General features: G+C 62.5%; 7 protein-coding genes and 2 pseudogenes. 7 read left to right on the top strand and 2 right to left on the bottom strand.

Annotated elements, in window-relative coordinates:
* Positions 1-257: 257 nt before the first annotated feature.
* Positions 258-1,058, top strand: a complete 801-nt coding sequence (locus tag V9L17_RS21100; protein WP_337349238.1) for an IclR family transcriptional regulator — start codon at positions 258-260, stop codon at positions 1,056-1,058.
* A gap of 41 nt (positions 1,059-1,099) precedes the next feature.
* On the opposite strand, the gene V9L17_RS21095 is transcribed toward V9L17_RS21100, so the two are convergent.
* On the bottom strand, positions 1,100-1,327 hold the full coding sequence (locus V9L17_RS21095; RefSeq protein WP_337352777.1) for an SRPBCC family protein: 228 nt from the start codon (positions 1,325-1,327) through the stop codon (positions 1,100-1,102).
* A 337-nt stretch (positions 1,328-1,664) separates the two neighbouring features.
* On the opposite strand from V9L17_RS21095, the pseudogene V9L17_RS21340 reads away from it, so the two are divergent.
* The 3 genes and pseudogenes from V9L17_RS21340 to V9L17_RS21085 form a co-directional block, all read left to right on the top strand.
* A pseudogene (locus V9L17_RS21340) lies at positions 1,665-1,754 on the top strand (bifunctional 3-phenylpropionate/cinnamic acid dioxygenase ferredoxin subunit); the annotation flags it as partial.
* A 128-nt stretch (positions 1,755-1,882) separates the two neighbouring features.
* Positions 1,883-2,014, top strand: a complete 132-nt coding sequence (locus V9L17_RS21335) for a hypothetical protein (RefSeq protein WP_443197991.1) — start codon at positions 1,883-1,885, stop codon at positions 2,012-2,014.
* A 10-nt stretch (positions 2,015-2,024) separates the two neighbouring features.
* Positions 2,025-4,073 carry a BCCT family transporter gene (locus V9L17_RS21085; protein WP_337352776.1) on the top strand — a complete coding sequence of 683 codons (2,049 nt, stop codon included), beginning with the start codon at positions 2,025-2,027 and terminating at the stop codon, positions 4,071-4,073.
* 392 nt (positions 4,074-4,465) lie between these two features.
* Here the strand turns inward: V9L17_RS21085 and V9L17_RS21080 are convergent, their stop codons facing one another.
* Positions 4,466-5,785 (bottom strand): helix-turn-helix transcriptional regulator, encoded by a 1,320-nt coding sequence (locus V9L17_RS21080; protein WP_337352775.1) that lies wholly within the window; start codon positions 5,783-5,785, stop codon positions 4,466-4,468.
* A 122-nt stretch (positions 5,786-5,907) separates the two neighbouring features.
* On the opposite strand from V9L17_RS21080, the gene hxlB reads away from it, so the two are divergent.
* The 3 genes and pseudogenes from hxlB to V9L17_RS21065 all read left to right on the top strand — a co-directional run.
* Entirely contained in the window at positions 5,908-6,537 is a 630-nt protein-coding gene (gene hxlB / locus V9L17_RS21075; RefSeq protein WP_443197990.1) for a 6-phospho-3-hexuloisomerase, read from the top strand.
* A 46-nt stretch (positions 6,538-6,583) separates the two neighbouring features.
* Complete coding sequence (gene hxlA, locus V9L17_RS21070; RefSeq protein ID WP_337352774.1) at positions 6,584-7,207, top strand: 3-hexulose-6-phosphate synthase; 624 nt, start codon at positions 6,584-6,586, stop codon at positions 7,205-7,207.
* Positions 7,208-7,310: 103 nt separating this feature from the next.
* Positions 7,311-7,585 (top strand): annotated as a pseudogene (locus V9L17_RS21065) (glucose-6-phosphate dehydrogenase); the annotation flags it as partial.

Below are 7,585 nucleotides of genomic sequence, written 5' to 3'. Positions count from 1 at the left end.
CCAACCTCGGCACAGCCGCTGCCGCCGACTCCGACGCCGAAGCAGCCAACAAAATCGGCTAACCCGCCGACCGGTTCGAGGGGCACCCCACTGGGGTGCCCCTCTTTTGTTTGCCGGCGGCAGCGGGTCGCGAACCCGCGTTCTATACCAATTGAGGGGCCGCAGGCGAGTCGGTCTAGGATGAACATGATGAGGGCGCAGGTCAGCTGGGACTCCCAGTCCCAAGGCACCCTGCATGGACTATGACATGAGGCACAATGGCCGCACGTAACGACCAAGACCCGGACGCAGACGCTCAGGGCGGCGGCGTCCAATCGGTTGACCGCGCCCTCCAGATTCTGGAAATTCTCGCCCGCGAGGGCGATGCCGGCGTCAGTGAGATCGCTGAGGAGATGGGCGTCCACAAGTCCACCGTGTCCCGGCTCGTTGGATCCTTGCTGGGCCGGGAACTGGTCCGCCAGAATAATGAACGCGGCAAGTACCAACTGGGGTTTGGAATCCTGAGATTGGCATCGTCCATCCCTGGACGCTTGAGCGTTGTGCGCGAGGCCAGGGAAGTTCTGGAGAGCCTGGCAACGCAGTACAAGGAAACCGTAAATCTGGCGGTCCTTCGATCGAACTTCGCTGTCAACGTGGACCAGGCCATGGGCCCTTCTACCCTTGCGACCTACGACTGGGTAGGCAGCCTGACACCCCTGCACGCCACTTCCAGCGGCAAGGTGCTGCTCGCTGCCCTGCCGGCGGACGAAAGGGACACCATCCTCAGGACGGTCGGGCTGCCGGCCCGCACGCCGCGAACCATTACGAATCGCGGGGAGCTGGAGAAGCAGCTGCTGGATGTCGCCCGGCAGGGCTACGCTGTGGTACACGAGGAATTCGAAATTGGCCTGACGGCGGTGGCCGTTCCCATCTTCAACCACTTGGGGAGTGTCATCGCGGCGGTGAGCATTTCCGGTCCTGCGTTCCGGTTCACGCCCGAGGAGCAGCCTGGGCTCATTGACGGCCTCCGCGAAGCAGGTATGGCCATCAGCGGGAAAATGGGCTACAGACGCCGGTAGGCCCGGCCCTAAGGGCCAGGCGTGGCGTTCTCATAGGGTGTCTAGGCAGGCTTGATAGTGTCGCCGACTTTTCCTTCGATCCAGCCGTGGAAGGCGCGGATGTGGTGTTCGCTGGGGACCAGCACACCACCCTTGGAGTAGACCCTCGAGCCCATGGCAGGCTCGCAGCGTTCGCACGCATCGAAGTCCTGCTGGTTGACGCGGTGGAACAGCTCCACAGAAGCCGTCACATCCACCCGGGATGTGGTCCAGCCCTTCTGAGCCTTCAATGGTGAAGCCCTGAGCACGGGCTGCCTTGGCTGCAGAAAGACCAGCCAAAGATGCTCCCACGATCGCGAGCCTCTCCATGTTCTCCCCTTCTGAATTGCTTCCTACGCAACAAGGATCATGATAAGCAACAGGGTGCCGCATGCCACGCTGAGTGTCAAGATGCGGCTTGGTCCCTTAGAAATACGTCATGAAGATGCAGAAATACCTTGACACTGGGCTGTGACGGGGCGCACTCTGTTGCTTAGCGCGAAATGTGTTGATCCCTGCGGAACGAACCGAAGGCTTTGCAGCCTTCCTTGCACGAGAAACCTGATCCCAAACCTGAAGAGGTGCAATATGCACAACGCCTGCCCGCTCAGTGAACTTGCTCCCGGGGAGGCATTACGGCTCGACACAGCTCCACCCATCGCCGTCTTCCACACAGAAGAGGGCGAGATCTTCGCCATCGACGACACTTGTACTCACCAGGATGCTTCACTGGCCGACGCTATGTGGAGGAATGTTGGGTCGGGTGCCCGCTTCACGCATCCAGGTTCAACCTCCGTTCAGGAGGCGTGGACCAACCGCCGGCCAAACTGCCGGTCCGGACTCACGAAGAGCAAATCGTCGATGGCAACATCATGGTCATCGAATCGGACGAAGCCCCCAACCTTCCGCCCGGACTAACAGCCGAAGGCCATGTTTAACCGCAAGCCCATGACTCGCCGAGCAAAGGACCCGCTCATGGCTATTAATAGTGACCTAAAACCCCTGACACCTGAGGAGTTGCCCGCCGACAATGGTCTGGCAAGGACTCACCCTAGTGAGGAGCCCGAAAGTTTGGGCAATACCAAAGAAGTCATCAGTGTCTCCAAAGAAGAAGACACACACCCCGCCGTCCTCGATCCGGAAGACGGAAGCGCAGAACCACTGCCGGACACCGAAGAGTATGAGCAGATCCTGGAGGAACTGCGCAATGCCAAGACCGAGCAGGCCGTCTCCCTGCGCCGGAACCACTCGCTCACCCTCGACAAAGTAACGTTCGGAATCACCGGCGCCATCGCCATCGCCTTTGTCATCTGGGGCTTCGTGGGCCGCGACAGCCTCTCCGCTACCTCCACGACCGCCCTGAATTGGGTCATGGAGTACACCGGCTGGCTCTTTATGGTCCTGGCTTCCCTGTTTGTCGTTTTTGTCCTGTGGCTGGCCCTGGGCAAGTTCGGCAACATCCCGCTTGGCAAGGACGGCGAGAAGCCAGAATTCCGTACCGTCTCCTGGGTCGCGATGATGTTCGCGGCCGGCATGGGCATCGGACTGATGTTCTACGGTGTAGCCGAACCGCTCTACCATTACATCTCTCCCCCGCCCGGAACCGTGGACGGCCGCACCCCTGCAGCCATCCAGACGGCCATGGCCACCTCGATCTTCCACTGGACCCTGCACCCCTGGGCAATGTACGCAGTGGTAGGCATTGCCATGGCGTACGGCACCTACCGCCTGGGCCGCAGGCAACTGGTCTCCGCAGCCTTCACCTCACTTTTCGGCATCAGGATGGTGGAAGGCCCGCTCGGGAAGTTCATCAACATCCTGGCCATTTTCGCCACCCTCTTTGGTACGGCTGCTTCTCTGGGCCTCGGCGCCCTGCAGATCGGCAGCGGCATGACCTCCAACGGCTGGTTCGGCGAAATCGGCACGCCCGTGCTTGTGGGGATCGTCGCCGTCTTGACCTTCTGCTTCGTCGCTTCGGCCGTCTCGGGCATCAGCCGTGGCATCCAGTGGCTCTCAAACATCAACATGGTCCTGGCCGTCGTCCTGGCACTCATCGTTTTCATTGCCGGCCCCACCCTGTTCATCCTCAACCTGATCCCGTCCGCAGTCGGCGACTACGCCCGCGACCTGGCCGAGATGTCGTCCCGGACCGAAGCGGTCGGCGATGAGGCCCTTCGGAGCTGGATGACCGGTTGGACCATCTTCTACTGGGCCTGGTGGATCTCCTGGACGCCCTTCGTAGGCATGTTTATTGCCCGCATCAGCCGCGGCCGCACCATCCGCCAGTTCGTCACCGGCGTGCTGCTGGTGCCCAGCGTCGTCAGCGTGATCTGGTTTGGCATCTTCGGCGGAGCCGCCTTCCACGTCCAGCAGGAAGCTGACAAGGCAGGAACACCCGGGCTGGTAACAACGGTCGACGGCGTCTCGTCCGTCAACTTCGACGGCGCACTCTTCGACCTGGTCAAGAACCTTGGTATGCCCGGCTGGCTTACTGTTGGCGTCATCGTCTTGGCTATGGTCCTGGTGGCAATCTTCTTTGTCACCGGTGCCGATGCTGCTTCCATCGTGATGGGATCGCTCAGCTCCAACGGCGCCGAGCACCCCCGCCGCGGAGTGGTGATCTTCTGGGGCAGCCTCACCGGCGCCGTGGCAGCGGTCATGCTGCTGGCCGGTGGCGATGAACCGTCGGAAGCCTTGGCTGGCCTGCAACGCATCACCATCGTCGCAGCGCTACCGTTCATCGTCGTCATGCTCCTGCTCTGCTTTGCCCTCGCCAAGGACCTGCGCCGGGATCCGCTGTCCCTGCGACGGCGCCTGGCTACCTCGGTCGTCGAACGGGCCATCAGGACTGGCGTGGAACAGCACGGCGGCGTTCAGTTCGACCTTGTCACGAAGCATGATTGCGCTGATTCCTGTCCTGACCCGGATTCCCACCAGGGCGGCACCCACACGGGCAGCATCCCGACCGTCCAGACCCGGCGGGCGGACCGGGAGTAAAAAGGTTCACCGTCAGTAGCAATCCGCCCCGGTGGCACGCGGCTCCCCAGCCCGTGCCGCCGGGGCGCACTCACACCCCCACTCAGCTGCAAAGGTCAGTACATGTACGATCGCCACGATCAACCCCCGATTCTCCGGGTCAGCCGGAACGGAAAGGAGCCGGTGGATATCCGGCTTGAAGCATCGAGTCCAGTGACCGTTCGGCTGCAGGTGGATGGTTGCTGCAACTGCCAACACCACACCGAAGACCGCCCCGGCTCGTATGTTGACAGCGACCTTGGTGTCCGCTGACGGCGGCCGCGCCGCATCAGCCCCAAGGCCATGACCGTTCAGCTGGGCATCCCGGTACTGCGCCGGTCCGGGAACAGCAATCAAGCGCCTAGTGTTTCAATTCACCGCAGGCCGATGCTGGTTGCCAGAGCTATGGCCTCCGTACGCGAAGTGACACCCATCTTCCGGAAGATGTTTCCCACGTGGAACTTGACCGTGTTTTCACTGATGTTGAGGGCGCCCGCGATCGACCTGTTCCGCTGACCGGACGCCAGATGCTGCAGCACTTCCAACTCGCGACTGCCCAATTTCCAGGCGCTGACGTCGGCAGGAGCAGCTTGGGGGGCATCCAGCGGAAGCGTCACGGAGACATCTGTACCCCAGCCGGGCATGACATCTACCTGCATCTTTCCGTCCAGGGCCTGAACCCGCCGGTCCAGCCTGCCCAAACTGGATGCGTCGGCGGCAAGAGTGCCGCCGCCGTCGTCGCGGACATTGATCAGCAGATTCTCGCCGTCGCAATCCCACTGGGCCCGGACCCTTCGGACTTCCGGCTGGTCCAGCATGGCCAGCAGTAGGCCCCGCACGATGGCCCGGGCTGCATGGGCCACTTCGCCCGGGAGGGCCCGCCCGTTCAGGGGAGGTTCGACGAACTGCACCTCCACCCCGCTGAAACGCGTCAGTGGAAGAAGGTCTTCCCGGAGGCGCTCGAAGGCCTTGGCTACCGGTTCTTCGATCAGGTCCGTGGTCCTGTCACTCAACGTGCGAAGCCTTACAAGGGCTTTGGCCACCAAATCCGTGGCTGCTGAACGTGCTGCGGCGTCGTCCAGCGCCGTTGACCTCAGCGCCCCGGCGACAATCTCAAGCGTTGTCGCATGCTGGTCCACCAACTCGGAAGTCACCCGGAGTCGTTCAGCTGACGCCGCCCGGGACTCCAACAAGTATGCAGGCGGAGCATCCGCGACCTTTTCGTGAATCCTGCGCGCGGCAAGGTGCCAGAGGTACTTGGCGATGTCCGCACCTGCTTCCGCGTTACCGGCCTCAGAGTCGGGCACAACAGGATCCGTAAGCACCAGCAAGGCCCTGCTGGAGAGGTATTTCATCGCGAGTACTGGACGTTCCTTTGCGGCAACCACAGCATCCCCCACCCAAGGTTCTTCCCCGCTAAGGGCAGCGCGGAGGCTGTCCAGCTCCTCGATGGACACTCCTGAGATGATGCTCTCCAAACCCGCCTTCTTCTGGGGCCTGCCGGTGCAGTCCTCCGTGAAGATCACCAGGGCGCTGCTGGCGAGATAAGGAGCCAGCGCCTTCCGCAACTCTTCCGCTATGGACGTCAGTGGGGCGTTCGCCACCGCCGCGATGGACTGCAGCAACGGCCATGGCAAAGCCGGGGTGCCGGGCGGCGTGAGGGGTGGGAGCCTGTCCACTGGCGAGCTGGTCATGGGGTCCTTTCGGCAGGAGCAGAGCACGAACTACCAGAAAGTATAGCTATAACCACCTTTAGTGGGCGTTACACCCATACCAAAGCAGCGGCAAGATTGATGGCGGAATACATCCCAGATGGATGGACGCCTCCAACAGAGCGAAGGAAATAATTGTGGGTCCAACAGCAATCGGTTCATCGGACCGCCTCAGCGCCGGGGCAATTCTCCAGAACTTGTCCCTCATTTCCGGCGAGATCAGTGGCACGGCTGCCCAGGTGGATGGAGACCGTTTGGAAGCCATGACGGCATCCATCCGTTCCGCCGACAGGGTTTTCGTCGCCGGTGCCGGCCGAAGCGGCCTCGTCCTCCGCATGGCTGCCATGCGGTTGATGCATCTCGGCCTCAACGTCCACGTGGCGGGCGACACCACGACTCCGGCCATCCGCGCCGGCGATGTGCTTTTGGTGGCGTCCGGCTCCGGCTCCACCTCTGGCGTGGTCAAGGCAGCCGAAACCGCTGCGGCGGCCGGTGCCCGCGTGGCTGCGGTGACCACCAACCCCGACTCCCGCCTCGCGGACCTGGCGGATTCGCTGGTGATCGTACCTGCCGCACAAAAGACGGATCACGGCTCCAGTGTCACTCGCCAGTATTCGGGAAGCCTCTTCGAGCAGGTCCTCTTCGTCCTCACCGAAGCCGTTTTCCAAACCATCTGGAACGACACCGACGCGCCGGCTGAAGAACTCTGGCTCCGGCACGCAAACCTCGAATAAGCCCCTCCTTTTACGCCACACCAACACCAACAGAAAGAGAAACATCATGAAGCTTCAGGTAGCTATGGACCTCCTGACCACCGAAGACGCGCTCGAGCTGGCCGGCAAGGTCGCCGAGTACGTTGACATCATCGAACTCGGTACGCCCCTGATCAAGGCAGCCGGACTTTCCGCTGTGACCGCAGTCAAGCAGGCCCACCCTGACAAGATCGTCTTCGCCGACATGAAGACCATGGACGCCGGGGAACTCGAAGCCGACATCGCGTTCAAGGCCGGCGCCGACCTGGTCTCCGTGCTGGGAAGCGCCGACGATTCCACCATCGCAGGTGCCGTGAAGGCCGCCCGTGCACACAACAAGGGCATCGTCGTGGACCTCATTGGTGTGCCGGACAAGGCCACCCGCGCCAAGGAAGCACGGGCACTCGGCGCCGAGTTCGTGGAGTTCCACGCAGGCCTGGACGAGCAGGCCAAGCCTGGCTTCGACCTGAACGGACTGCTCAGCGCCGGTGCCGAAGCACGCGTGCCCTTCTCGGTGGCCGGCGGCGTCAACCTCTCCACCATCGAAGCCGTCCAGCGGGCCGGGGCTGAGGTTGCCGTAGCCGGCGGCGCCATCTACGGTGCAGCCGACCCCGCCCTGGCAGCAAAGGAACTCAAGGCCGCCATCGCCTGATCCCACACCCAAGATGCGGCGGCCGGCACCGGAAGGTGCCGGCCGCCGTATCTGGTAGTGGCACCCCTCGGCCCGATACTGTCCTCCGCCCAGAAAGCAGCAAATGCCAGATACCCTCGTCCGGTCACCCCGAACCAAGAATCCGCTCCGGGATCCGCGTGATCGTCGTTTGAATAGGATTGCGGGTCCGTCGTCGTTGGTGCTTTTTGGGGTGACTGGTGATCTTGCGCGTAAGAAGCTGATGCCGGCTGTGTATGACTTGGCGAACCGGGGGTTGTTGCCGCCGAGTTTCGCGTTGGTCGGTTTCGGGCGGCGGGCGTGGAGTGATGGGGAGTTCGCTGCTGAGGTGAAGTCCTCGGTGCAGGCTTATGCGCGGAC

Source organism: Pseudarthrobacter sp. CCNWLW207 (genome assembly GCF_037203945.1).
In the GTDB taxonomy this organism is placed as follows: Bacteria; Actinomycetota; Actinomycetes; order Actinomycetales; family Micrococcaceae; genus Arthrobacter.
Note: the sequence above shows the minus strand (reverse complement) of the source record. Positions and strands in the feature narration are given on the sequence as shown.